Raw genomic sequence first — 26035 nt, 5'->3', positions numbered from 1 at the left:
GATCTTATGCCGTCTTGCTGGTCGGATTTGCGACAGAAAGCCGTTCAACGGCTGCTTCAATACGTGCCAATGCTTCACGCGCTTCTTCCGGTGTTGTCACCAGCGGAGGCAGAATACGCACGACATTATCGCCAGCGCCGACGCTGAGCAGATGCTCGTCGCGCAGAGCCTGAATAAGTGCCACGTTTGGAACAACACATTTGATACCCAGCAGCAGGCCGCGACCGCGCACTTCCGAAATGACATTCGGGAAACGATCGATAATCGACGCAAGACCCTGCTTCATGGTCAGTGCAGTCTCCTGTACATTTTCCAGAAAGCCATCCGCCAGCACGACATCGAGCACGGCATTGCCAACGGCCATAGCGAGCGGATTGCCGCCATAAGTGGTGCCATGCACACCAGCCGTCATGCCCTTGGCAGCTTCAGCCGTTGCAAGGCAAGCACCCATCGGGAAACCACCGCCGATACCCTTGGCGACTGCCATAATGTCTGGCGTGATGCCCGACCATTCATGCGCAAAGAGTTTGCCGGTCCGGCCAACGCCTGTCTGCACTTCGTCGAGGATCAGCAGCAGACCTTTTTCATCGCAGATCTTGCGCAGAAGGCGCATAAACTCTTCAGGGAAACCGCGCAGACCGCCCTCACCCTGCACAGGCTCAAGCAGAATTGCTGCCGTTTCATCGGTGATGGCTGCACGCAATGCGGCTTCATCGCCGAATGGAACCTGATCGAAACCATCGACCTTCGGGCCAAAACCTTCAAGATACTTGGCCTGACCACCAGCGGCGATCGTTGCCAGCGTGCGGCCGTGGAATGCACCTTCAAAGGTAATGACACGGAAGCGTTCAGGATGGCCATTTACATAATGATAGCGACGCGCAGTCTTGATCGCACATTCAAGTGCTTCCGCACCGGAATTGGTAAAGAATACTTTGTCCGCAAAAGTTGCATCCACCAGACGCTGACCCAGCTTTTCCTGACCCGGAACTTCATAAAGGTTCGACAGATGCCAAAGCTTATCAGCCTGCTCTTTGAGCGCACTCACCAGATGCGGATGAGAATGGCCCAGCGCATTAACCGCGATGCCCGCCGCAAAATCGAGATAACGCTCGCCGCTTTCGGTAATAAGCCAGATGCCTTCACCTCGCTCGAAGCGCAAAGCCGCACGATTATATGTGTCGTAAAGCGGTTGCACAGTCGTAACGTTGGTCATTGCAGCAGGCCTCCATTAGCCTTTTCATTGCAGCGCCTCCGGCAAGGGCCGGCCAGGCAGCGTTTCCCATACTAAAGTGGAAATAAAAAACCGCCCTCAAGGCGGCATTGTTTAATCCCGCGCGTATATTGGCGTTCACAAAAAAAATGTCAATCAAAGCCGACCCGGATAATCATGCATCTTTATGCATGAACTCATGCCGGAAACACACCTTATATAAGATAGGTGTCATGCAGCGCGGGGGTGGCATTCTGTGGATCAGGTGGATATATACCCCTGAGACGTTTTCCCTGACGGGTACCATCCATGAAAAATGCTTGCTAAATGGGCAAAGCTGACTCAGAAAAACCGTCATTATCACCCAAGTTGGGGAAAACCATAAAAATGGAATCCGCCTGACAAGGCTATCCCTTGTCATGGAGTCGTTCGATATTGTAGTTTCTTTTTTAAAGTTAAAACTACATTTCGTGCGACCGACCTAGTCACCCGGATAGATATAGTAATTGTGGCCGGAGCAATCCGGAAACGCGAGTGGATTCCGGATAACGAAAATTGATTGGAGCCCAGGGCGATGAACTGGACAGATGAGCGCGTCGAACTGCTAAAGAAATTATGGAACGAAGGCTTGAGTGCAAGCCAGATCGCAGCGCAGCTTGGTGGCGTCAGCCGCAACGCAGTGATCGGTAAAGTGCATCGCCTGAAGCTTTCAGGCCGCGGCAAAACGACCACGGCAGCGCCACGCAGTAAAAAAGTGAACACCGTTGCAGCGACCCCGCGTCCTGCAACAACAAGCAATAGCACCGGTACCAGCCGCCCGCAGGCGACCACCACCATCCGCACCGCAACAGTTACGCAGACCGTTGGCGCAACTGCACTTCAGATGGAATATGTGGCTGATGCTGTAGCGGAGCGCGTTGTACGCCCCGCATCGGACGTTGTGGTTCCGATTTCGCGCAAGCTGACGCTTTTGCAGCTCAGCGAACGCACCTGCAAATGGCCAATCGGCGATCCGCTTAATGAAGATTTCCATTTCTGCGGCAGTGAATCCGGTGAATCAAGCCCCTATTGCAGCTATCATTCCAAGCTGGCTTTCCAGCCAACGGCAGAGCGTCGCCGCGCCCGCTGATGCAACGCGCAAACATTGCTCAATATCAAACCCCGGCAGCACCCTGCTCCGGGGTTTTTCTTTATCTGTAATCCTGATTGAAACCGTTTTATTATGCGCGCTTTGGCAAACGCACAACAAACGTAGACCCTTCACCAAGTTGCGAACGCACGACAAGGCGTCCCCGATGGCGCGCCAGAATGTGTTTGACGATAGCAAGGCCAAGGCCCGTGCCTTTTTGTGCGCGGCTTGTCTCCACATCGATACGATAAAAGCGCTCCGTCAAACGCGGTAGATGCTCAGTTGCAATACCGGGACCAAAATCCTGCACGGATGCAACCAGTTCCTGCCCCAGCTCTGTCTGTTCTTCATCAAGACGCAGGATTACCCGCTTGCCACCCTGTCCATATTTGCAGGCATTTTCTAACAGGTTCTGGAAGACCTGAATGAGTTCGTCACGCGTACCTGTGACATTGACCGGATGGTCCGGCAAATGGCGCTCAATCGTAACGTCAAGACCTGCCGCAAGCGGGCTTAGTGTATCAGCCACATGATTGAGCACTGCCGTCATATCCACACATTCGGTCACCGCCAGATGTGCCCGCATTTCAAGACGCGAAAGTGACAAAAGATCATCAATCAACCGCGACATGCGCTCGGCCTGCTTTTGCATAATACCCAGAAAGCGATCGCGCGCGGCTGCATCATTGCGTGCAGGCCCCTGCAAGGTTTCAATAAAGCCAAGCAGCGATGCAAGCGGCGTCCGCAATTCATGGCTCGCATTCGCGATGAAGTCCGAGCGCATGCGGTCGATGCGGCGGGTTTCACTCTGGTCGCGAAACAGCAACACGAAGAGTTCCGGCTTGCCGTCAGCATCACGCAAAGCCTTGACCATCGCCTTATACCACCGATCAATCGGCACACGCTCAAAATAATCGATGCTGCGTGGTTCGCCATCGGTAATGACGCTCTGAATAAGCCTGTGCATTTCCGGTGCACGAAAGCGCAGGTAAAGGGCCGTTCCAGGCTCAAGCGACTGAAATGCATCCATGGCCATGGCATTGACAAACAGCACCGTGCCGCGATGATCAAAGACAATCATCGGATCGGTCAGAAGATCGGCGAGACGCGCGCCCGACACGTCCGACATCTCGTTGATCTGTTTTTTTTGCTCCTGTTTGCGAGCTGGCTCATCGTCACCCGTTGCACTGGAAACCCAGACCGCTCCAATCAGCACCATGATGAGCAGGGCGGCACGAAACCAGATTGGCAAGTCCAGCGCCAGAATGCAGGGAATCAGCACGACGCTGGCAAAAATCACGCCTTTTACACGAAACAGCGGTGCAAAAAGAGATTCATCCTTTGCGGGCTCCGCAACATCCCCGCCGTTGCCTTCACTCATTCTGCACTCCTTTTACGCTCGCAGTATCGAAGCGATCTGTTTTTCGATAGCATCCCTGCAAAATCAGAAACAGCATCCTTTACGCGCCTTATAAACAGCCCATATCATAGATGAGCATTTGCGGGCACGTTTCGGTGCGTGCCCTATATAAACCAAGGGAGCCTATCGTGGGTGACAGTTCGAAGACAGCTAACAACAAGAAGACCGAAATAGACCCTACGAAACTCGCTGATAAGCCCATAAAGATAAAAATCGCTGGTGAAACGCATAAGTTCGACATCAACGACCCCAAGCTTCCGGACTGGATTGAAAACAACGCGCTGCAATCGGGCGGGTATCCCTACCCCGAGAAGATGAAGTTAAAAGACTACGAGGAAACGCTTGAGCGACTTCAGATAGAGCTCGTCAAGCTGCAATACTGGCTGCAAAAGACCGGAGAACGGGTCATCAGCGTCTTTGAAGGCAGGGACGCAGCCGGAAAGGGCGGCACGATTTTTACCGTCCGGCAGTATATGAACCCGCGTACTGCACGCAATGTTGCGCTTCCCAAGCCAACCGAAACCGAGCGTGGCCAGTGGTATTTTCAGCGCTATGTCCAACATTTCCCCACGTCCGGCGAGTTCGTGACCTTTGATCGCTCCTGGTACAATCGCGCGGGTGTTGAACGGGTCATGCAGTTTTGCACAGCCCAGCAGCTTGAAACATTTCTCACCGAAACACCTGATTTCGAGCGTATGATCGTGACCGAAGGTATTCACTTGTTCAAGTTCTGGCTGGATATTGGTCAGGAAATGCAGCTCAAGCGCTTTCACGAGCGTCGCCATAGTCCGCTCAAAAACTGGAAATTCTCTCCGATGGACATTGCAGGCATATCGCGCTGGGATGATTATTCAGCGGCATTGCAAACCATGCTTGCGCGCACTGACACAGGCTATGCACCCTGGACAATCATCCGCTCCAACGACAAGCGGCGGGCAAGACTGGCCGCGATGCGACGCATCTTGCTCACCTTGCCATATGAAGGCCGTGATCTTGCGGCCATCGGACCAGAAGATCAGTCCATCATCGGTCGTGGGGCTGCATTTCTTGCATCCAAAATTGCGCAGTCCTCTTCATCCGGCACATAGAAAAAGGATGGCTGGTGCGGAGTCTTTTCCCAAAGATGAGGCTTTCGCACCAGTTGCCAAACTGCGCGCCACGCAGAGACTGAAATTAAAATCCAATAAGCGGGTATGGCCAGAATATGGAAATATCCACCCAGTTCGGTTGGTTCCATAGTTTTGGAGCCGAGCACATAAAAACTCAGATAAGCAAGCATGATATTCACCATATCGATGCGAAGAAGCCAGATGTTATCGGCGTCAAGTGGCATAAATATCATGCTCACGAACAACAGAGCCACCGTCATCAGCATGAATGGATGCAAAAGCGCTGATGCAATGATCCCCAAAGTGTAAATCTGATTGATCGTAAAACGCCACCAGCCAAGCTCGCGGGATGCCGCATAGGGATTGCGTCCGTGCACAAGCCATGTTTGCATCCACCCCTTGATCCAGCGCGTGCGCTGCTTGTGCCACACGCTGTAACTGATCGGTGCATCTTCAATCGTTCCCCGAGTGATGACACTGATGCCATAACCAAAACGCGCCAGACGCAAACCGAGATCGGCGTCTTCCGTGACGTTATAAGCATCCCATCCACCAACTTGCTCCAAGCAAGAGCGGCGAAAATGGTTTGATGTCCCGCCCAGCGGAATAACGAGACGGCGGGATGCAAGCCAAGGCAGAAGACCGCGAAAAAGCGCCGCATATTCAAATGAAAACATACGCGTCAGCAGGTTTTCCCTAAAATTTGCGATAATGAGCGGCGCCTGAACGCAGGCAAGCACCGGACCTTCCCGCTGAAACGCCTGCCAGGCTTCGAGAAGCTGGTCAGGGTGCGGACGATCTTCTGCATCAAAGACGGCAATTATCTCGCCGCGCGTAAACTGGAGCGCGTAATTGAGTGCTTTCGGCTTTGTCTGCGGTCCGCCCGTTGGAACAAGAATAACTTCATAATTCCTCGGCAGCCTGCAACGCCGAATGGCTGCAAGCGTATCGAAATCGTCCTTCTCGCAGATCAGTTTTATATCGAGTTTACTGCGCGGCCAATTTATTTGGTCAAGTGCCGCGATCAACTGCCCGACAACCGCCTGCTCGCGGTAAAGCGGAACAAGAACGGAATAGACAGGCAGATCGCGTCTGTGAAAGGGAGCGATCTGTGACAAACGAAGACGACGGCTTGAAACTGCCGCAAACAATCGAATGAGAACGCAACCTAAAAAGAACAGGGTTAGGCTGCTATGAAGCGCGAATATTGTTTGCATCGGCCAGATTACGATACCCGCTACAAAAGCATATAACCCCATGGCGATGAGAAAAGCCTGAGGCGTCTCCAGCACCCGCGACGCAGAAAGACTCTTCGGCGTCATGGAATGCGCTCTGACGATCAACTCTTTCTGGTGGCGTTGCCGCAAAATTTGCTTCAGCAGGGAATGAGTGCATATCCGTATGCGTCCACGCAGTTCTGGAGCGCGACGCAGGTGTTCAAGAAGCCGTGCCGTTCGACGCTCATTCGGCGCAAGATATAAGTAGGTTGAGCCGTCATGGCCCAAAACCATTGCCTGCTCCACTTCCACCTCTGATGCAGCCGCCTCCCCCGAAACAAAGATACGCGATGGCAATATCTCTTCGGTGAATGGAAGGTTCAGATAATCTGCAATCGCCTCGAAAAGCATCGTCTCCGTAACAGCCTGTTCGTGCTGAATTTCCTCGCAAAAACTCGTTCCATTGACGCGCGCTGTTTCATAGGCCCGTTTCAGGCAACTGCGCGACACACCTCGCCGCTCCAATCTGGCGGATATGGCTGTGCATACCCCCAGATCGAACGCAATCGATCCACTACTCATAGTACCCCCGCACTAAACGCAGTATTAATTTAATTAAATGTAATATTTTCTCGATTATTCTCCACAATCAATGTTATTTACTAAATTACTTTATGGAGAAATACCTACATATAAAATGTATTCCATTTTAATTTAAATAGAAATAAGATTCTTTAATCCTTCATTAATATTTTTATTTAAGACATGCTGCAACAAGGCATCTCCTTCTGGTAAACCTCCGTTAACGCGAAATTATCAGATAATGCTTATACGAAGTAGCGATGAAACGACCCCTTTTGAGCATAGCGGTCGCAGCGTGTTGGCTTCTAGGCGGCCATCCTGCACATGCACAATCCGCACCCAAGGCACCTGACTTCTTTAACCAGAAGGAAAGGCTGGCCCTGCCGTCCTTACAGGGGCTGAACAGGTTACGCTTTATAACGACGCTCGACTTTCCACCGTTTAATTCGCTCAACGAGGCGGGGCAGCTTTCCGGCTATAATGTCGATCTGGCAAAAGCGCTTTGTGCTCAAATGGGATTAGACGACATTTGCCAGATTGAGGCTGCCCCTTGGAACGAGCTTGAAGAGAAGCTTGAAAGTGGTGCGGCCGAAGCCATAATTGCTGGTTTGAGCGCAAATTCACAAAACCGGGGGAAATTTATCTTCACCCGTGCATATATGCGTCTGCCTGCACGCTTTGTAACAACCAAAGCCAAGTTCTTTGCGCAGCCTGCTGCAATTGCGGTAGAGGGAAAAAATATCGGCGTCATAACAGGCACCGCACATGAGCAACTTTTAAAGGCTTATTTTCCGCAAGCCATTGCCAAACCCTATCCAAACCGCGCAGAACTTCTGGCGGCACTGCAAAAAGGCGAAACAGAGGCCGCCTTTGATGACGGAATGGCGTTGTCTTTCTGGCTTGAAGGCGAGGATGCCAATGATTGCTGCATCTTTACAGATGGGCCTTATCTCGCGCCGCAATATTTAGGCCCCGGCCTGAGCATAGCTGTCACACAGAAAAATGCGCCGCTGGCAAGCGCCTTCAACAATGCACTTCAATCGCTGCAACAGCAGGGTAAGCTTACAGAACTCTATCTGCGCTATTTCCCCACCAGCTTTTATTAGTGCATAAGCCCCATCAGCGCGGACCAAGAATTCCCGAATTCATGCTTTGAGCAAGAGGCTTTCAATCAAAACGCGCGCCAAAGTGCCGCGCGAAAGCAGATCTCTGCATTGAGACGTGCGGCAATTTTGCGCCATTTTGTCGCACACCGTCGCAATCAACCAATCTAATTTTCAGTAATTTTTGAAAATTCCGACCATTCGATACTTACAGTAAAGAAGTAAAATTATTTAAAATCAAAATATTGATAGGTTTTTTCTTGAAAAACTAGCAGGATTTTTTTTAATACCGTGCATTTTTCATGTCGCTTTTATCATATTTTCTCAATAAATCCAGACATTTATTTACGCTTGAAGATTTTCTCTTTTAATCGATAATCAAAATCGAGGAAAAGGAGGAGTTATACATGTACCAGGGCATCAGCACACATTGGCACAAGTCTCCTGCGCAGACACAGCGCTCGCCGAATGAAGCTACTTATGTATTCTTCGGTATATTTTTGGCATGCCTGACAGTTCCCGCAGCAGTCATCCTTTGGGCCATTGCTCAAGGTGTGGCCGCACATTTCTAGCGTGGTGAATGTGAAGTTCCTATCATTGGTGCTGCATGCACGTTTAGGGACCTCAAATCCATAAATCACAGCAGAATGGAAATATGGCCAGAGCATTTCCAGCAGAAGTATGCAGCGGTTTTCCGTGGGATAATGCGAAAAACAAAGCGATGGGATTGTGCTTTTTTCAATGGCTCTTACAGCGGCTCTTACTGCGCCGATCTCGTCATATCACATTGGTTCTCCAACAAAATAGCCCTGCATAAAGCGGGGCTATTTTGTTCTTGTCTGTCCTTATCTAATGGCAAGCCTGAAGCGATATGCCGAAAAAGGATCAGTGTGCAGGCCCGCTGCTCTCGCCCGAGACAGGCTCTGCCGGAGCGGTCGTTATAGCCGCATCGTCAGGACGCTTTTTAGGCGGCTTGCGCGCAATGAGGCTATAGAACATCGGGATGAAGAAGGTCGCGATAAAGGTTGCAGCCAACATACCGCCGATAACGCCTGTACCAATTGAGTGACGGCTTGCAGAACCAGCGCCTGAGCTGATTGCCAGCGGAACCACACCGAGAATGAACGCCAGCGACGTCATAACAATCGGGCGGAAACGCAGGCGTGCAGCTTCAGCGGCAGCCTCAATTGCGGATTTGCCCTCTTCACGTTGCAGCACAGCAAATTCCACGATCAGAATCGCGTTCTTTGCCGCGAGGCCTATGAGCGTGACCAGACCAATCTGGAAATACACGTCATTGGTCAGTCCGCGCAGATCGGTCGCCAGAAGCGCACCGAAGATAGCGAATGGAACAGCCGTGATAACTGCCAGCGGCAGGCTCCAACGCTCATACTGTGCAGCCAAGATCAGGAACACCATGATCAGACCGAAGATCATCGCCTGCGTGCCGCTGCCGCTTGTCGTGACTTCCTGATAAGCCGAGCCGGTCCAAGCAATCTGGAAGCCCTGTGGCAACACTTCAGCTGCCACTTCCTGCATCGCCTTGATCGCTTCACCCGACGTATAACCCGGAGCGGGGTTGCCCGTAACCTTTGCAGCGTTAAACGCATTGAAACGTTCAAGCTGATCGGGCCCGACAATACGCTTGACCGTCACGAGTGCGCTCAAAGGGATCATACTGCCCGAATCGGCACGCACGAACACATGCTTGAGATCGCTTGGATCGCGGCGGAACTCGGCTTCCGATTGGAGGTTCACCTGATAGTTACGGCCATAAAGCGTGAAGTCGTTGACATAAACGCTGCCGAAGGTTGCCTGCATGGCGGTAAACACCGAGTTGATCGGCACGCCCATCGCCTTGGCCTTCTGGCGATCAAGCTGAATGTCATATTGCGGCACATTCGGATCAAAAGTCGTGCGAACGCCTGTCAGCTCCGGACGCTTTTTCGCTGCTTCAACCAGAAGATTGGTCGCATTGGTCAGAGACTGAACACCCCCGCCCGTACGGTCCTGCACATAAAGCTCAAAGCCGCCGGTGGTGCTCAAGCCCATGATTGGCGGCGGATTGAACGCAAGAACCAGACCATCCTGAATACCCGCATTCATCCCCATGATTGTACCGGGCAGATTACGTGCATCCAAGTCAGGTGTGGTGCGCTCTTTCCAGTCTTTGAGCATGATGAACATCGTGCCAGCACTGGTCTTAAGCCCGCCCGAGAGCAGGTCGAAGCCAGCGACTTCAAACACGCTTTCAACAGCAGGGTGCTTACGAATGTTTTCACTCGCTTCATGCAGAACAGCAGATGTACGCTCCAGCGACGCAGCTGGCGGCAGGATTGCCACACTGAACAAGAAGCCCTGATCTTCGTCAGGAAGCAGCGAACTCGGCACCTTCTGGAAGAGATAATATGTGCCACCCAAAAGACCCGCGAAAATAAGCAGGCCCACAGCTGAACGTTTCAGGAAGAAACGCACACCCTTGGTATATCCGGCCGTCAACCGATCAAAGAAGCGGTTGAAAATGCGGAACGGCAGCATCGGCTCGTGATGGCCAGGCTTGAGGATCAGAGCGCAAAGTGCAGGCGTCAGCGTCAGAGCCACGAGGCCGGAAATCGTCACCGAAATCGCAATCGTAACAGCGAACTGCTTATACATTTCGCCGACCAGACCACCCATGAAAGCAACCGGAATAAACACGGCGCAGAGCACGAGAACAATCGCTATAACCGGACCTGTCACCTCGCTCATTGCCTTGATGGCAGCTTCGCGCGGCGGCAGTTTCTCGGTCGTCATGATACGTTCGACATTTTCCAGCACCACGATCGCATCGTCCACAACGATACCGATCGCCAGAACCAGACCGAACAATGTCAGCAGGTTGATGGAGAAGCCAAGCACATACATGCCCGCAAACGTGCCGATGATCGAGATCGGAACCGCGATGACCGGAATAAGCGTTGCACGCCAGTTCTGGAGGAAGATGAACACCACCAGAACAACGAGGATGATCGCCTCGATGAAGGTGTGAATCACTTCTTCGACCGACACCTTGATGAACTTGGTCGTGTCAAAGGGGACCGAATAGTTGATGCCTTCGGGGAAGCTCGTTTTCAGCTCCGCCATGCGGCTCTGCACAAGTTCCATGGTGTTGAGCGCGTTGGCACCCGGTTGCAGATAGATTGCAATCGGAACTGCAGCAGTACCGTTCAGGGCACTGTCAACGAGATAGCTTTCCGTTCCCAGTTCGACGCGCGCAACGTCCTTAAGCTTGAGCGTTGCCGCGTTTTTGTCAGATCGCAGAATGATGTCTTCGAATGCGGCTGCGTCCGGCAAACGCCCCTGCGTCGTCGCCGTATAGGTGAACGGACCGGCCTGTGGGTCCGGCTGATCACCAAAACGGCCGGCTGCAAACTGCGCATTCTGTTCCTGAATTGCGGTCTGAACATCTGAAGGCGTCAGATTATATTGCGCAAGCTTGTCAGGGCGCAGCCATATGCGCATTGAATATTCGATGTTGCCGAGCAACTGGACATCGCCCACCCCGCTGAGACGCTTGAGATCGTCCACAACATTGAGAAGCGCATAGTTACCGACATAGGTGCGATCATAGCGGTCCGAGGTCGAGAACATCGCCACCATGCCGAGAATGGTACTGGAACGCTTGTCGACGGTTACGCCAAGACGCTGCACTTCCTGCGGCAGCGATGACGTTGCACGCTGAACACGGTTGTTGACATTGATCGTCGCCTGATCCGGGTCAGTGCCCAGAGCAAAGGTAACGGTGAGCTGCATGGTGCCGCTGCCAAGGCTTGAGGACTGCATGTAAAGCATGTTCTCAACGCCGTTGATCTGTTGCTCAAGAGGAGCGGCAACGGTTTGCGTCACGGTTTCAGCACTGGCACCGGGATAGGTCGCACTGACCACGACCTGTGGCGGCGTCAGCTCCGGATACTGCGCAATCGGCAGGATCCGCATCGATATGAGGCCCGCCATGACAATGATGATAGAGATAACCGCAGCAAAAACCGGGCGGTCAACGAAGAACTTATTCATTGTTTGCCCGCCGCCTGTTCTTTATCGCCCGCCGTTCCAGCTTCGCCTTCAGCTTTCGGCGCTACAGGCTGAACTTTCTTGCCGGGAGCAGCCTTGATCACACCTTCGGTAATGATGCGGTCGCCCGGTTGGAGACCATCGCTCACCAGCCAGGAATCTGTAAGTTCACGACCGACCTTGATCGGGCGAACTTCCGCAACATCGTCCTTATTGACCACATAGACGAACTGCCCCTGTGGGCTCTGCATCAGGGCCGCCTTGGGAACCAGAATTGCGTCGTCAATGGTTACGCCCAGAATGGAAGCGCGGACAAACTGGCCCGGAATCAGGCGCTGGTCCGGGTTTTCAACAACGGCACGGGCGCCGAGTGTTCCGGTTTCGGTATCGAGCGACGAAGACGTGAAGTCGATCGTGCCTTCGTGATCATAAGCCTGACCGTCGCCAAAAAGGATTTTGATTCGCAGACGATCAGCGTCCTGACCGGTGGCGCCGCGTGCCTCACGCAGCTTGCGGATTTCCGCCGCTTCCGTGTCCGTAAACGAGAAATTGACATAGACCGGATTGATCTGCGTGATCGAAGTCAGAAGACTTGAAGAAGCGTCTGTACCAATAAGGCTGCCTTCAGAAACCTGCTCAAGGCTCGTAATACCGCTAATCGGCGCTGTAACCTTGGTGTAGCTCAGGTTGAGTTCTGCTGTGCGCAGTTGGGCCTTTGCAGCAGCAACGGCTGCCTTGTTCAGATCGCGCGTTGCCAGCGCGTTGTCGCGAACGGCTGTGCTTTGCACCTTCTGCTGAACCAGCTGTTCAGCACGTTCTGCATCGCGGATTGACTGCTGATAGGTTGCTTCTGCCTGCGCGACCTGCGCCTGCGCGCGTGCCACTTCTGCTTCATAAGGTGCCGGATCAATCTCAAACAGCAGATCGCCAGCTTTGACTTCCGTACCTTCAACAAAGTTACGATGCAGAAGAATGCCGCCAACGCGGGCACGCACCTGCACATCACGATATGCGCTCACACGTGCCGCATATTCATAAGGCACGGTTACATTTTCAGCCTTGATTTCCGTGACTGTAACAGGAGGTGGCGGTGGCATTGCGCCTCCCGGCGCCTGCGCAAAGGCCGTCTGCCCTGCAAGAATAAAAAATGCGACACCTGCCGCAAAAATCCGAATGGAACGTTTGATGGTCATAATGGGAGCTGCCCTTGATGTCGCACGGTGCGGCCAAATAAACATACACCGGTGTTTGTAAACACGAATTACCGTGTTATAGTCAATCACTTAATATTACATATCACGAATGAGTTACCCTGGTCGTGAAGGGGGAAACGCATATTTTAGGCATCTGCTTTGTCGAGAGAAGATTGAATGCGCAGAACAAAAGCTGAAGCTGCTGAAACACGGGAGGCCATTTTGGCCGCCGCAGAACACGTCTTCCTCGAACGCGGACTCACTCAATCAACACTGTCACAAATTGCCAGCCAAGCGGGTGTTACGCGCGGCGCAATCTATTTTCATTTTCACGACAAACTGGACATTTTTCAAGCGATTATTAATCGCACCTGCTTTCCGCATGAAGAGATCATGATACAGGCTGCGGCCTGTGATCATCCCAATCCAATGCATGTCCTCGAACAATCGATCTTAACGGCGTTAGAACTTTTCGCGACCAATGAGCAGCAGCAGAATGTTTTCACCATCATTCATCAGCGCTGCGAATATGTCGGAGAAATTGCCCCTGTGGTCGATCGTCTGAAAGAAGCCCGCGCCACTATGTTATCGCTGTTTACAGGATTGCTCGACATTTCGGAACGCCGTGGAGAACTCTCAAAGGAATGGACTTCAATATCGGCAGCTCAAATCCTGCTTGCGGTATTGAGTGGTCTTCTCAACGAGTGGATGCGAAGCGAACGCAGCTTTGATCTGGTTCAGTCCGGCGGTAAAACCATCAAAACAATGATACGCTCCATGCGTATCGACGAACCCGGCTCTTTCTGACCGCTAAAACACGTATTTTTTCGGAGTCCGCTGCCACTCTAAAAAATTGGGAGAGACAGCTCATCCCCTTTTAATTTACGCTTACGTCAATGTAACTCTTGCGGTCAGGACGAAACTCGACCACATTCATGACTGAGGAGCACCTGACCTGCATTGTCGGGACGGGTCGTATTGGGAAAAGGGTGGCGGGCTTGCTGCTCAAACAGTGGACGGAGCAATCCGGGGAGAAGGCATGGCAAAAAAAGCAGCAGAAACAAAACCCACGTCGAAAAAGGCTACCGCAGCTGTTTCGGCAGCGGATAAGATTTGGCTGAAATCCTATCCAAAAAGCGTTCCACACGAGATCGACATGAGCAAGACCACATGCATTGGCGACATGATTGCCAATGCATGCCGCCAATTCGCAGGCAAGCCAGCCTTCACCTGCATGGGCAAGGACCTTTCCTATAAGGAACTGGACGAGAATTCGCGCGCGCTCGCAGCTTGGCTGCAATCACGCGGATTGGTCAAGGGCGACCGCGTTGCGGTGATGATGCCCAATATCCTGCAATATCCTGTGGCAATTGCCGCAATCCTGCGGGCTGGCTTCGTGGTCGTCAACGTAAACCCGCTCTACACGCCGCGCGAGCTTCAGCACCAATTGAATGATTCAGGCGCGCAGGCCCTGATCGTGCTCGAAAATTTTGCCACCACCGTGCAGAAATCACTGGCTTCCATCCATGTTCCAAACATCGTTGTTGCCTCTATGGGTGACATGCACGGCCTGAAAGGCCACATCATCAACCTGGTGGTGCGCAAGGTGAAAAAACTGGTGCCGGAATGGAACATTCCCGATCATGTGCGCTTCAAAGATGCGTTGAAGCAAGGAAGGTCAAAGTCTTTCAATCCGGTTCCAGTCGACAAATCTGACATTGCCTTTCTGCAATATACCGGCGGCACCACGGGTGTTTCCAAAGGCGCGATGTTGAGCCATGCCAATATTCTGGCCAATGTGGAACAAATGCGGCTCTGGATGGAAGTGGCATTTTTGAAAAAGGGCAAACCGAAAGAACTCAACTTCGTCTGTGCTCTGCCACTCTATCATATTTTTGCACTGACTGTGAATGCGATGATCGGCATCAAGCTTGGCGCGCGCAATATTCTCATTCCGAATCCACGCGATATTCCAGCTTTCGTCAAGGAATTGCAAAAATATCCATTCCACATCTTTCCGGGCCTCAACACGTTATTCAACGCCTTGATGAACAACGAAGATTTTAAAGCGCTAAACTTCAAGCCACTGGTTTTGACACTCGGCGGGGGCATGGCAGTGCAGCGTCCAATTGCCGAACGCTGGCAGGAAATGACGGACTGCCACATCACCGAAGGCTACGGGCTTTCGGAAACATCTCCAGTTGCTTCAGCCAATGCACTGGATGCGACCGAATTCAGTGGCACAATCGGGCTCCCCATGCCTTCAACCGACATTGCTATTCGAGACGATGACGGCAAGGATCTGCCACTGGGTGAAGTGGGCGAGATTTGCGTGCGCGGCCCGCAGGTTATGCTTGGCTATTGGAACCGCCCGGATGAAACGGAGCGCGCCATCATGACTGACGGCTTTTTCCGCACCGGCGACATGGGCTTCATGGATGAAAACGGCTTCACCAAGATTGTTGATCGCAAGAAGGACATGATCCTTGTTTCGGGCTTCAACGTCTATCCGAATGAAATCGAGGAAGTGGCCGCAGAACATCCGGGCATCGTGGAATCAGCTGCCGTGGGCATTCCCAATGAGCACTCTGGTGAAGTGGTGAAACTCTATGTGGTGCGCCGTGACCCGACCCTCACGGAAGAGGATGTCAAATCGTTCTGCGCCCAGCGTCTGACCAATTACAAGCGCCCGCGCGAAGTGGAGTTTCGGGATGCCTTGCCGAAAACCAATGTCGGCAAGATTTTGCGCCGCGAATTGAGAGACTAAAATAAAAGCGGCCCTCAACTTTATGAGGGCCGCTTCGTTTTATCTGAACAAACCAGGCAAGCCAGCAATAGATTCGAGCACCACATCAGCATGAGGCTCAAGCGCTTCGCGTGGGCTGTTGCCAGACAGAACACCGACAGCAAGTCCGGCTTTTGCAGCGTGCGCTGTTTCAAGGTCATGCAGATTATCGCCGACCATGGCGACTGCACCCGGCTCAAGGCCAATCTTTTCAGCAAAATACAGCAATGGGTCGGCATAAGGTTTTGGGCGTGCGGCCGTATCATAGCCGATCACCACATCAAACAAATGGTCGATGCCCAGCGCCTTCGCGGTCGCATGTGCTCCCGCTTCGGAATCATTGGTGGCAATGCCAAGGATAAAGCCCATCTCGCGAAGTGCTTCGAGTGTCTCTTGCAAGCCCTCAATTCCCACCGCAGAACGCGCACCTTCAGCGACCGTATAAGAGTCAAACTCGTCGATCTTCGCTTTGAAACCCGCTTCGTCAATCTCCGGGTGCCAGAGCTGCACGATGTCTTCGACCGTTCCGGCAGCAATCACCGAATTGGCGCGAAAACGCGATGCTTCCCAATCATAGCCACCCGCATCAAGCAGCGAGCGCGCACGATGCTCGTCACCATTGGCGGTGCGCTGCGCAAGGTTCCACGACACGGTAAACCATGTGCGGTCGAAATCGATCAGCGTGCCATCCTTATCGAACAATATGGCACGGATTGATTTCAACTTTTCGGAGGAAAGGGGTGCACTCATGCCTCTAACGCACCGGCGCGTTTCTTCACTGCCGATGGTTTGTCAGCCAGCAGCTTGAGAAGATCATCCCCACGACGAACATAACGCAGGGTGCGACGGGTGAGAATGCGGCCTGCCTGTGGCGCAGTGAGTGTGATGTCGCCTTCCGGTTCACCCGGCTTGGTCACAACGGTCACGAGCTTGGCGCCCGCTTCCACCACATCGCCCGGAGCAACGTGATAAAGCACCATGCCGCCTTCCGGCGCGCGCAGCATTTCGACGTTTTCAAGTGGTGTCACCAGACCTTTGTAATCAAGATCAAGCTTGACGCTGTCGTCGACAATCACGCCGCGATGGACGAGAAACTTGTAAAGGCCTTCTGCGTCACCCTTGCCCATATCGGCATAGACATCGCTCAAGCCACGGAATTCAACCGTGGTCACGGCGCGGCGCTTCATATTGCGCTGATCAGCAGGCAATTGCAGAACCGGATGTGCGCAGGCTTCCTCGAAAGCCGCGTCCGCAGTCGTGTCCCAAGCGAGGATGGCGGTCGAGCCGAGTGCCACGGCCAAATCCTTCATGTCTTCCACGAATTCCTTGGCGATATAGACGTAGCTTTCGCTTTCATCATCGCAATGAAGATCGAGCACGATGTCGTTTGCAAGCGCCATCTTTAAAAGCGTTGCTTTCAGGCGCTGTGCGAGAGCAACAGGGGCATCCGGGCCGGGAAGTTCGGATGTGTCAAAATCGGGCAGCAGCGGGAAAGCGCGGTTGAAATTGACCGCAGAGAAAAACTCGAAACGGCCCAGATGCTGATGCGCCTGCCACTGGTTTGAGCCAATCGGATTGGCCTGTGGGATAACCGTGATATTGCCGAGAATACGGCCTTCTTCAGCAGCTTTTTTCAGCATTGGCACGAGAAAATGCAGAGCAGCTTGCCCCGGCAATTCGCCACCATGCAGCGACGATTGCAGATAGGCGGTCGGCGCATCGCTGTCTTTGCCTGCAAAACGCAGCACACGCAGTTCTATGGCGTTACCCGGTACGTCGCCGGCAAACTCGATAATCTCGGTCTTCATCTCTCATCCCATTAAAAGCACAAAAAGCCGGGCAGAGCGCCCGGCTTGCCTTATTGATTTGCCTTAATATCAGGCTTTGCGGCGCGCATGCAAATGCGCAACGAGACCGATGGTCGAAGCGTCTTTGCCCTCAGCCGTTTCAGCACCCGAAACAACAGGAAGAAGCTCGGTTGCGAGTTCTTTGCCAAGTTCCACGCCCCACTGGTCAAAGGCATTGATGCCGAAAATCTGCGCTTCAACAAACACACGATGTTCGTAAAGGGCGATCAGGCGACCCAATGCAAACGGGTCCAGCTTGTCGTGAACAAGCGTGAGCGACGGACGATTGCCCGAGAACACGCGATGCGGTGCAATGCGCTCGACTTCCGCGTCGGGCAGGTTCTTGGACTTCAGCTGTGCACGGGCTTCGTCCAGCGTGCGGCCCTTCATCAGTGCTTCAGACTGCGCAAGGCAGTTGGCGAGCAGCATTTCATGCTGATGATCAAGATGCTTTTCATGGCCCTTTGCCGCAACGATGAATTCGAGCGGAATGGTGTCTGTACCCTGATGCAGCAACTGGAAGAAAGCGTGCTGGCCATTGGTGCCAGGCTCGCCCCAAACAACAGGACCCGTTGGGCCGGAAACTGGCTTGCCGTCAACGGTCACGCTTTTGCCGTTCGATTCCATATCGAGCTGCTGGAGATAGGCCGGAACGCGTGCCAGACGCTGATCATAAGGAATGACGGCACGACTGGAGTAACCGCAAATTGCGCGGTGCCAGTAACCGATAAGACCGAGCCAGATTGGCAGGTTCTTTTCCAGCGGCGCATCGCGGAAATGCACATCCATTGAATGCGCGCCCGCAAGGAACTTGCGGAAATTATCTGCGCCAATTGCGATCATCACCGGCAGGCCAATCGCCGACCAGACCGAATAGCGACCGCCAACCCAGTCCCAAAAACCAAAGACGCGTTCTTCGCCAATGCCAAATGCGGCGACCTTATCAAGGGCAGTCGAGACGGCTGCAAAATGTGCGCCGACAGCGTCTTCGCCCAGCGCATCCGCAATCCATTTGCGCGCGGTCTGCGCATTGGTCATGGTTTCAATGGTGGTGAAGGTTTTTGAGGCGACGATGATCAGTGTCGTTGCCGGATCAAGCACATTAAGCGTGTCGGCAATGTGTGCACCATCGATGTTCGAAACATAATGGGCGCGTGGACCATCATGATAAGGCGAAAGCGCAATCGTCGCCATAACCGGCCCAAGATCGGAACCACCGATACCGATATTGACGATGTCGATGATCTTCTTGCCCGTCGCACCTGTGACAGAACCGGAACGGATGCCATCGGAGAAAGTAGCCATACGGTCGAGCACTTCCTTCACGTCCAGCAGGACGTTGTGGCCATCGACCAACACCTCTTTCGAGGTTGTGTCGCGAAGGGCGACATGCAGAACAGCGCGATCTTCAGTGTTGTTGATGTGCTCGCCTGCAAACATGGCAGCGCGGCGGCCTTCAACATCGGCGGCTTTTGCCAGTTCAGTCAAAAGCGAAACCGTCTCGTCATTGACGCGGGCCTTCGACCAGTCAAACAGCAGATCATCAAGTGACAGCGAATAACGCTCAAAACGGCCCGGATCAGCTTTGAATGCGGCACGCATGTCTTTTGGTGCTGCTTCCGCCCAGTGCTTTTTCAGCTTTGCGACCGTTGCTTCAAGCTTCGCCGCGTCTCTTGCCATGATGATACTCCAGTCAATCAAATCGATTTAATTGCGGATAATTAAGCATTTTATTAGAAGATTGCACCAATTAAATTACAGAAATTTTTCATTTTGATGCCGCTCCATATATGGATATTGATCAATATAGATTGATAGGAGCGAGTTTAAAGCATGGACCTGTTCGGAGAAGAGAGAATCAGCGCACCCCGGCAGGCCGTCTGGGACGCGCTCAATGATATTGAAACGCTGAAAAACAGCATTCCCGGCTGCGAAGATCTGGAAAGAATTTCAGAAACAGAAATCCGTGCAGCGCTGAAAGTCAGCCTCGGTGTGATCAAGGTCCGCTTCCATGGAATGCTCGAACTCTCCAACATGAAGCCACCCGCCTCCTATACGATTTCCGGGCGCGGTGAAGGCTCGATTGCAGGCTTTGCGCATGGCGACACCGATGTGACTTTGACCCAAGACGGTGATGATACAATCCTGAGCTATGTGATCCGTGGCGATGCGGGTGGCAAAATCGCCCAGCTTGGCTCGAAACTGCTTGGTTCAGTGGCGCGCAAAATTGCGGATCGGTTCTTTGCCAATATTGGCGCTGCGGCAGCTCAAAAAGCGCTCGATAATGCCGCTGCAAAAACGGCATAATTTCATTCCAAGATGGTATGGGGATGGATGGGAAAGCGTTTTCGCTTTGCGTCCAACTCAGATAGTCGATAATCCAACAGCATCATTAAGGCCTATCGGCATGAAACCCAGAGATACCGCAACCTATATTTTTCTTGCCATCGCATGGGGGCTTTCGTTCCTCGTGGTGCTGCGCGTGGTTGAAGCCTTCGGCTGGGTGGGTGCGGTGGCTTTCCGCTCCTTCATTGCGGCGGGAACACTGTTTGCCATTGCCAAGCTATCAGGGCGCAGCCTTGATTTTCATGCAGGCTGGAAGCCGTTTGCCATTGTTGGCGCCACAACTGTTGCGGGCCAGCTGATTGGCCTTTCCTACGGTACACCCCTGATCGGCACGGCAATGGCTGCAATCTGTGTGGCATCAATTCCGCTTTTCTCAATGGTCATCAGCCAGCTCTGGGGGCTTGAGCGCATCACCTCACGCGGCCTGATCGGCCTGTTGCTTGGTGTGAGCGGCATTGTGTTGCTGGTTGGCTTTCCCGCTGTGGCCGTGACGCCCGAATTCATCATGGGCTGCATTGCCGTGATGTTCTCGTGCTTTTCGGCGGCATTTGGCAGCAATTATGCAAGCCGCCGCCTGTCCACCACCGGCTCGTGGGAAACCACCATCGGCGCATTCGTGTTTGGCGGCATTCTCACGCTGCCGCTGATCTTCGTCATTCCTGTGCCAGCTATGCCGGGGCTGATTGATGTTGTCTATCTGCTGATCTCAGCCTGCGTGATGAGCGCCCTCACCTATGTGCTGTATTTCAGGCTGGTCGGCAATGTCGGCCCGACAAAAGCCATCAGCGTGGAATTTGCGGTCACAGTCATTGCTGTGCTGGTTGGTGCCGTGTTCCTTAAAGAACAGCTTTCCATCATCCAGTTTGCCGGCGCTGCCGTGATCATCGCTGGCTGCGCACTGGTATTAAGCGCGCGTCCGTCGCTGCCAAAAGAAGCAGAAGCGACCACCGAACCAGCACCAAGTGGTCTCAAGTCCGATCCCCTCTGATTTCCATTTGAGTTCAATGTCAAAGGCCCGTGCTTCCAAAGCCGGGCCTTTGCTATTTCTGGTATGCATTTTTTCTGACGCGCATCTTTTCCGAAAACCGGTTCCCACTTTTCGGGATGCGCTTGCGCGTCATAAATTGACCAGATGATAAAAAATTTGACCTTCCGTGAAAATCTGTCATCCTGTCAATAACGGGCATCACGCGACGGCAAAGATCGCAGCCCGGAACAGAGTTTACGGTGCGCAAAGGGAACCCGCGCCTGAACAAGCAAAAATGGGAGATGCGATCTATGAGATCAGCAGAGAATTCGCCTATTGATGCAATTGATAATCCGGGACACGCGAACGGGCCTGATATTCACGGCTCGCGGTTGGATAAGGCCGATTATGCGCATGTTTTCGATGATCTGCATCCGCCGCTCAACAAGCATGAAGCCCTCGTTGAATCTGACCGCTGCTATTATTGCTATGATGCGCCTTGCATGAATGCGTGTCCGACCAGCATCGATATTCCGCGTTTCATTCGCCAGATTAACACTGGCAATGCCATCGGTGCGGCGAAGACCATTCTTTCAGAGAACATTCTTGGTGGCATGTGTGCCCGCGTCTGCCCGACCGAAACGCTCTGCGAAGAAGTGTGTGTTCGCGAGACTTCGGAAGGCAAACCGGTCAAGATCGGTGAATTGCAGCGCTATGCGACCGATGTTCTGATGGAAACCGGCAATCATCCATTCAAGCGCGCACCCGACACCGGCAAGCACATCGCCATTGTTGGCGCAGGTCCGGCAGGTCTTTCTGCGGCGCACCGCCTTGCGATGCATGGCCATCAGGTGACGATTTTCGACGCGCGGCCCAAGGGCGGCGGTCTGAATGAATATGGTATTGCCGCCTATAAGACAGTCAATAATTTCGCCCAGCGCGAGCTGGAATTCGTGCTGAAAATCGGCGCTATCAATATCGAATATAACCAGACGCTCGGTCAGGACATCACGATTGAAGCCTTAAAAGCAGGCTATGATGCGGTGTTCCTCGGCATGGGGATGCCGGGGGTTAATGATCTCGGCCTTGCCGGAGAAGATGCACCGAATGTGATTGATGCGGTGGATTACATTGCCAATCTGCGTCAGGCAAAAGACCTCTCGTCGCTGCCCGTTGGCCGCAATGTCGTGGTGATCGGTGGCGGCATGACGGCGGTGGACGTTGCCATTCAGACCAAGAAGCTTGGCGCTGAAAACGTGACCATCGTTTATCGTCGCGGGCAGGAAAGCATGAATGCCAGCGCCTATGAGCAGGAACTGGCACAGATTCATGGCGTGGTGATCCGTCACTGGTTGCAACCGCATGCCCTTGAGCGGAGCGAAGACGGCACCGTCAATGCCGTTGTGTTTGAATATACCAATGCCGATAGCGGCAAGCTTTCGGGCACTGGCGAATATCTCATTCTCGAAGCCGATCAGGTATTCAAGGCTATTGGTCAGAAGTTTGAACCAGAGCCAATTGCAGGCTCAGGCATTGGACTCTCCAAAGGGCGCATCAGCGTCGATGATGAGCGTCGCACATCCGTTGAAGGGATTTGGGCGGGGGGCGACTGCGTTGCAGGTGGTCAGGATCTGACCGTTGCATCGGTGGAAGACGGCAAAGTTGCTGCCGAATCTATCCATGCAACGCTGACAAAACGTCCCGAAGCAATTGAAGGTTTTGCCGATGCGGTGCTCTCGGGCGGCGCGCTTCATGCGCCCAGCCCGTCGGCTCACCGTGACCGCAGTGTGCCTTTGGGCCAGGAACAGGGCTGAGGAGAGTAAACATGGCTGATCTTTCTACGAATTTCCTCGGTATCAAATCGCCAAACCCGTTCTGGCTGGCTTCGGCTCCACCGACCGACAAGGCTTACAATGTTGAGCGTGCTTTCAAGGCTGGCTGGGGTGGCGTGGTCTGGAAAACGCTGGGTGCCGAGGGCCCTCCGGTCGTTAACGTCAATGGTCCGCGCTATGGCGCAATCCATGGCGCTGACCGGCGTCTGCTTGGTCTTAACAATATCGAACTGATCACTGATCGTCCGCTTGAAGTGAACCTTCGCGAAATGAAGGAAGTCAAAATGCGCTGGCCCGACCGCGCATTGATCGCGTCGATCATGGTGCCATGTGAAGAAGAGGCATGGAAAGCCATTCTGCCACTGGTGGAAGAAACCGGCGCTGACGGCATCGAACTAAACTTCGGTTGTCCGCACGGCATGAGCGAACGCGGCATGGGTGCGGCTGTTGGTCAGGTGCCGGAATATGTCGGCATGGTTGTCAAATGGTGCAAGCAATATAGCCGGATGCCAGTGATCACCAAGCTGACGCCAAACATCACCGATATTCGCAAGCCAGCACGAGGCGCAAAGGCCAACGGCACAGACGCTGTGTCGCTGATCAACACGATCAATTCGATTGTCTCGGTTGATTTGGACAGCATGTCGCCTGTTCCGTCCATCGACGGACGCGGCAGCCATGGCGGCTATTGCGGACCAGCGGTCAAGCCGATTGCACTGAACATGGTGGCGGAAATTGCACGCGATCCTGAAACCTATGGTCTACCGATTTCAGGCATTGGCGGCATTACGACATGGCGCGATGCGGCTGAATTTATTGCGCTCGGCTGCGGCACCGTTCAGGTCTGTACTGCTGCCATGACCTATGGCTTCAAGGTCGTTGAGGAAATGATCGACGGTCTTTCCGACTGGATGGACAGCAAGGGTTATCAGACGCTTGATGATTTCCGCGGCATGGCTGTCGGGCATGTCAGTGACTGGCAGTACCTCAACCTCAATTATGTCACCAAGGCAAGGATTGATCAGGATTCCTGCATCAAGTGCGGTCGTTGCCACATTGCCTGCGAAGATACCTCGCATCAGGCGATCACCAATCTGGTGAATGGTGCACGGCACTTTGAAGTGATTGATGAGGAATGCGTTGGCTGCAATCTTTGCGTCAATGTCTGCCCGGTCGAGGATTGCATCACCATGGAGCAGATCGGCGACTTCGATCCGCGCACCAAGGCACCAATCCCGGCACAATATGCCAACTGGACAACCCATCCGAACAATCCGATGGCCGTCAAAGAAGCGGCCGAATAAAACAAAGACGCCGGGGGAAACCCCGGCGTTTTTTATGTTTAACGGCTGACGCGTTTGCCTTTTTCCGACTCAAACACATGGCTGGTTGCCGGATCAATCGCAATGGTCAGCACATCACCCGGACGCACTGTCAGGCGCTCGCGGAACAGGCAGGTAACCGGCTGATCGCCCAGCTTGCCCATGACCATGATTTCCGAACCTGTCGGCTCGACAATATCGACCGTAACCGGCACGCCCTGCTCGGCAATCTTCATATGTTCAGGGCGCATGCCATAAACGGCCCTGCCCGACAGACTGCCATAATCGCCATCGGGAAGCGGAATGCGGAAACCGCCATCAGCGACAAACGAACCTTCTTCGATCTTGCCGTTGACGAAGTTCATTGATGGCGAACCGATGAAGCCAGCCACAAACATATTGGCCGGACGATCATAAAGATCGAGCGGAGCACCGATTTGTTCCACCAGACCATCACGCATGACGACGATCTTATCGGCCATGGTCATGGCTTCGATCTGATCGTGGGTGACGTAGATCGTGGTGGTTTTCAGACGCTGATGCAGCCCCTTGATCTCACCGCGCATCTGCACACGCAATTTAGCGTCTAGGTTGGACAGCGGTTCGTCAAACAGAAACACCTGCGGATCGCGGACAATCGCACGGCCCATCGCCACACGCTGGCGCTGGCCACCGGAAAGCTGGCGCGGAAAGCGGTCGAGCAGCTTGTTGAGGCCGAGGATTTCCGCCGCACGGTTAACGCGGCTGTCACGTTCTTGCTTCGGCGCGTTTTTCAGCATGAGCGCGAAGCCCATATTGTCGGCCACCGTCATATGCGGATAGAGCGCATAATTCTGGAACACCATGGCGATGTCGCGCTCCTTGGCGCGCAGATCATTGACCACGCGCGGACCGATAGCGATTTCGCCATCGCTGATTTCCTCAAGCCCTGCGATCATGCGCAGAAGCGTCGATTTTCCGCAGCCCGATGGGCCGACCAGCACGACGAATTCGCCGTCCTCAATATCAACCGACACGCCATGCAGAACGCCGACATTGCCATATTTCTTGATTGCATTTCGGATGGATACAGATGCCATCTTGAACCTCAACTCTTATTTGACGGCGCCTGCGGTCAGACCTGCAACGATCTGGCGCTGTGCGAAAACGGTTAGCAACAGGACCGGCAATGTGACCACAAGGGCGGCGGCGGCAAGCGGACCCCAGCTGACCTGTTCAAAGGACAGCATGTTGTAAACTGCGACCGGCAGAGTGCGTGTCTCGCGGCTGGCGAGCACGATGCCGAAAACGAAATTGTTCCACGAGAAGATCACCGCAAGGATGAGCGACACCACAATGCCGGGCTTGGCAATCGGCAGTGCAACTTTCATGAATACCTGCCACGACGATGCACCATCAATGGTGGCTGCTTCTTCAAGCTCCATCGGTGTTGTCTCGAAATAGCCAATCATGATCCAGATCACGATAGGAACCGTCACAACCAGATGAATGATGATCTGCGGCCAAAGCGTCCCGAGCAGACCAAGTGTCTGGAACAAAAGGAACAGCGGGATCAGGTATGACAGGCCCGGCGTCATACGCGCAATCATGATAACGATTGCCGATTTGTTGGCGCGCAATCGCGCAATGCCATAGCCTGCCGGAACACCGACAATCAATGCCAGCAAGGTAGCGGTGCCGGTGACGAGAATACTGTTCCAAAAATAGAGCAGAAAGTCGTTGGTTTCGAAAATCCCAGTATAGTTTGACCAAGCGATGCGGTCGGGAATCAGGATTGGCGGATAGGCGCCATTGTCGATTTCATATTTCAGCGAAAGCGACAGCATCCAGACGAAGAAGAAAATTGCAGGCGACACGATGATGAAAACCATGAGTGCCGTGCCAAGCTTTGAAAGAATAGACTTGCGTGCCATGGTCAGT

At 53.4% G+C, this 26035-nt stretch carries 19 protein-coding genes; 9 read left to right on the top strand and 10 right to left on the bottom strand.

The window, feature by feature from the left end; genetic code table 11:
- Positions 1-4: 4 nt before the first annotated feature.
- Positions 5-1216, bottom strand: coding sequence for an aspartate aminotransferase family protein (locus ABE530_RS01930; protein ID WP_265982944.1), 1212 nt, complete (start codon positions 1214-1216; stop codon positions 5-7).
- Positions 1217-1787: 571 nt separating this feature from the next.
- Here ABE530_RS01930 and ABE530_RS01925 point away from each other — a divergent pair.
- On the top strand, positions 1788-2342 hold the full coding sequence (locus ABE530_RS01925) for a GcrA family cell cycle regulator (RefSeq protein WP_499693418.1): 555 nt from the start codon (positions 1788-1790) through the stop codon (positions 2340-2342).
- A gap of 91 nt (positions 2343-2433) precedes the next feature.
- Here ABE530_RS01925 and ABE530_RS01920 read toward each other — a convergent pair whose 3' ends face one another.
- Positions 2434-3723, bottom strand: coding sequence for an ATP-binding protein (locus tag ABE530_RS01920; RefSeq protein WP_499693417.1), 1290 nt, complete (start codon positions 3721-3723; stop codon positions 2434-2436).
- Positions 3724-3890: 167 nt separating this feature from the next.
- Between ABE530_RS01920 and ppk2 the strand changes: the two genes are divergently transcribed.
- Positions 3891-4850 (top strand): polyphosphate kinase 2, encoded by a 960-nt coding sequence (gene ppk2 / locus ABE530_RS01915; RefSeq protein ID WP_499693416.1) that lies wholly within the window; start codon positions 3891-3893, stop codon positions 4848-4850.
- On the opposite strand, the gene ABE530_RS01910 is transcribed toward ppk2, so the two are convergent.
- Positions 4778-6670 carry a glycosyltransferase gene (locus ABE530_RS01910; RefSeq protein WP_499693415.1) on the bottom strand — a complete coding sequence of 631 codons (1893 nt, stop codon included), beginning with the start codon at positions 6668-6670 and terminating at the stop codon, positions 4778-4780. The genes ppk2 and ABE530_RS01910 overlap by 73 nt on opposite strands.
- Positions 6671-6930: 260 nt before the next feature.
- Here ABE530_RS01910 and ABE530_RS01905 point away from each other — a divergent pair, with 260 nt between their 5' ends.
- Entirely contained in the window at positions 6931-7776 is an 846-nt protein-coding gene (locus ABE530_RS01905) for a transporter substrate-binding domain-containing protein (RefSeq protein WP_499693414.1), read from the top strand.
- Between the two features lie 882 nt (positions 7777-8658).
- Here the strand turns inward: ABE530_RS01905 and ABE530_RS01900 are convergent.
- The gene (locus ABE530_RS01900) at positions 8659-11826 is read right to left on the bottom strand and encodes an efflux RND transporter permease subunit (protein WP_499693413.1); all 3168 of its coding nucleotides are present in this window, start codon (positions 11824-11826) and stop codon (positions 8659-8661) included.
- The gene (locus tag ABE530_RS01895; protein ID WP_265982935.1) at positions 11823-13016 is read right to left on the bottom strand and encodes an efflux RND transporter periplasmic adaptor subunit; all 1194 of its coding nucleotides are present in this window, start codon (positions 13014-13016) and stop codon (positions 11823-11825) included. The genes ABE530_RS01900 and ABE530_RS01895 overlap by 4 nt, the downstream gene beginning before the upstream one ends.
- 177 nt (positions 13017-13193) lie before the next feature.
- On the opposite strand from ABE530_RS01895, the gene ABE530_RS01890 reads away from it, so the two are divergent.
- Positions 13194-13823 carry a TetR family transcriptional regulator gene (locus ABE530_RS01890; RefSeq protein WP_265982934.1) on the top strand — a complete coding sequence of 210 codons (630 nt, stop codon included), beginning with the start codon at positions 13194-13196 and terminating at the stop codon, positions 13821-13823.
- A 232-nt stretch (positions 13824-14055) separates the two neighbouring features.
- Positions 14056-15783, top strand: coding sequence for a long-chain fatty acid--CoA ligase (locus tag ABE530_RS01885; RefSeq protein ID WP_265982933.1), 1728 nt, complete (start codon positions 14056-14058; stop codon positions 15781-15783).
- A 39-nt stretch (positions 15784-15822) separates the two neighbouring features.
- Here the strand turns inward: ABE530_RS01885 and ABE530_RS01880 are convergent, their stop codons facing one another.
- From ABE530_RS01880 to pgi, 3 genes are all read right to left on the bottom strand, one after another.
- Positions 15823-16551: an HAD family hydrolase gene (locus ABE530_RS01880; protein ID WP_499693412.1), complete on the bottom strand. Its 729-nt coding sequence runs from the start codon at positions 16549-16551 to the stop codon at positions 15823-15825.
- Positions 16548-17609, bottom strand: coding sequence for a M14 family metallopeptidase (locus ABE530_RS01875; RefSeq protein WP_499693411.1), 1062 nt, complete (start codon positions 17607-17609; stop codon positions 16548-16550). Before ABE530_RS01875 ends, ABE530_RS01880 begins: the two co-directional genes overlap by 4 nt.
- Positions 17610-17678: 69 nt before the next feature.
- Positions 17679-19328, bottom strand: a complete 1650-nt coding sequence (pgi, locus tag ABE530_RS01870) for a glucose-6-phosphate isomerase (RefSeq protein ID WP_499693410.1) — start codon at positions 19326-19328, stop codon at positions 17679-17681.
- A gap of 153 nt (positions 19329-19481) precedes the next feature.
- Here pgi and ABE530_RS01865 point away from each other — a divergent pair, with 153 nt between their 5' ends.
- The 4 genes from ABE530_RS01865 (at position 19482) to preA (ending at position 24097) form a co-directional block, all read left to right on the top strand.
- On the top strand, positions 19482-19955 hold the full coding sequence (locus ABE530_RS01865) for an SRPBCC family protein (protein WP_499693409.1): 474 nt from the start codon (positions 19482-19484) through the stop codon (positions 19953-19955).
- 100 nt (positions 19956-20055) lie between these two features.
- Positions 20056-20982, top strand: a complete 927-nt coding sequence (locus ABE530_RS01860) for a DMT family transporter (protein ID WP_499693408.1) — start codon at positions 20056-20058, stop codon at positions 20980-20982.
- 281 nt (positions 20983-21263) lie between these two features.
- Entirely contained in the window at positions 21264-22775 is a 1512-nt protein-coding gene (locus ABE530_RS01855) for an NAD(P)-dependent oxidoreductase (RefSeq protein WP_265982924.1), read from the top strand.
- An 11-nt stretch (positions 22776-22786) separates the two neighbouring features.
- On the top strand, positions 22787-24097 hold the full coding sequence (preA, locus tag ABE530_RS01850) for an NAD-dependent dihydropyrimidine dehydrogenase subunit PreA (RefSeq protein WP_140020200.1): 1311 nt from the start codon (positions 22787-22789) through the stop codon (positions 24095-24097).
- A 38-nt stretch (positions 24098-24135) separates the two neighbouring features.
- On the opposite strand, the gene ABE530_RS01845 is transcribed toward preA, so the two are convergent.
- Entirely contained in the window at positions 24136-25194 is a 1059-nt protein-coding gene (locus ABE530_RS01845) for an ABC transporter ATP-binding protein (RefSeq protein WP_265982921.1), read from the bottom strand.
- Positions 25195-25209: 15 nt separating this feature from the next.
- Positions 25210-26028, bottom strand: a complete 819-nt coding sequence (locus ABE530_RS01840; protein ID WP_499693407.1) for a carbohydrate ABC transporter permease — start codon at positions 26026-26028, stop codon at positions 25210-25212.
- Positions 26029-26035 lie beyond the last annotated feature (7 nt).

The sequence above is a fragment of the Brucella sp. TWI559 genome, assembly GCF_039674265.1.
GTDB classification, from domain to species: domain Bacteria; phylum Pseudomonadota; class Alphaproteobacteria; order Rhizobiales; family Rhizobiaceae; genus Brucella; species Brucella chromiisoli.
This window is presented reverse-complemented; position numbering and strand designations above follow the sequence as displayed.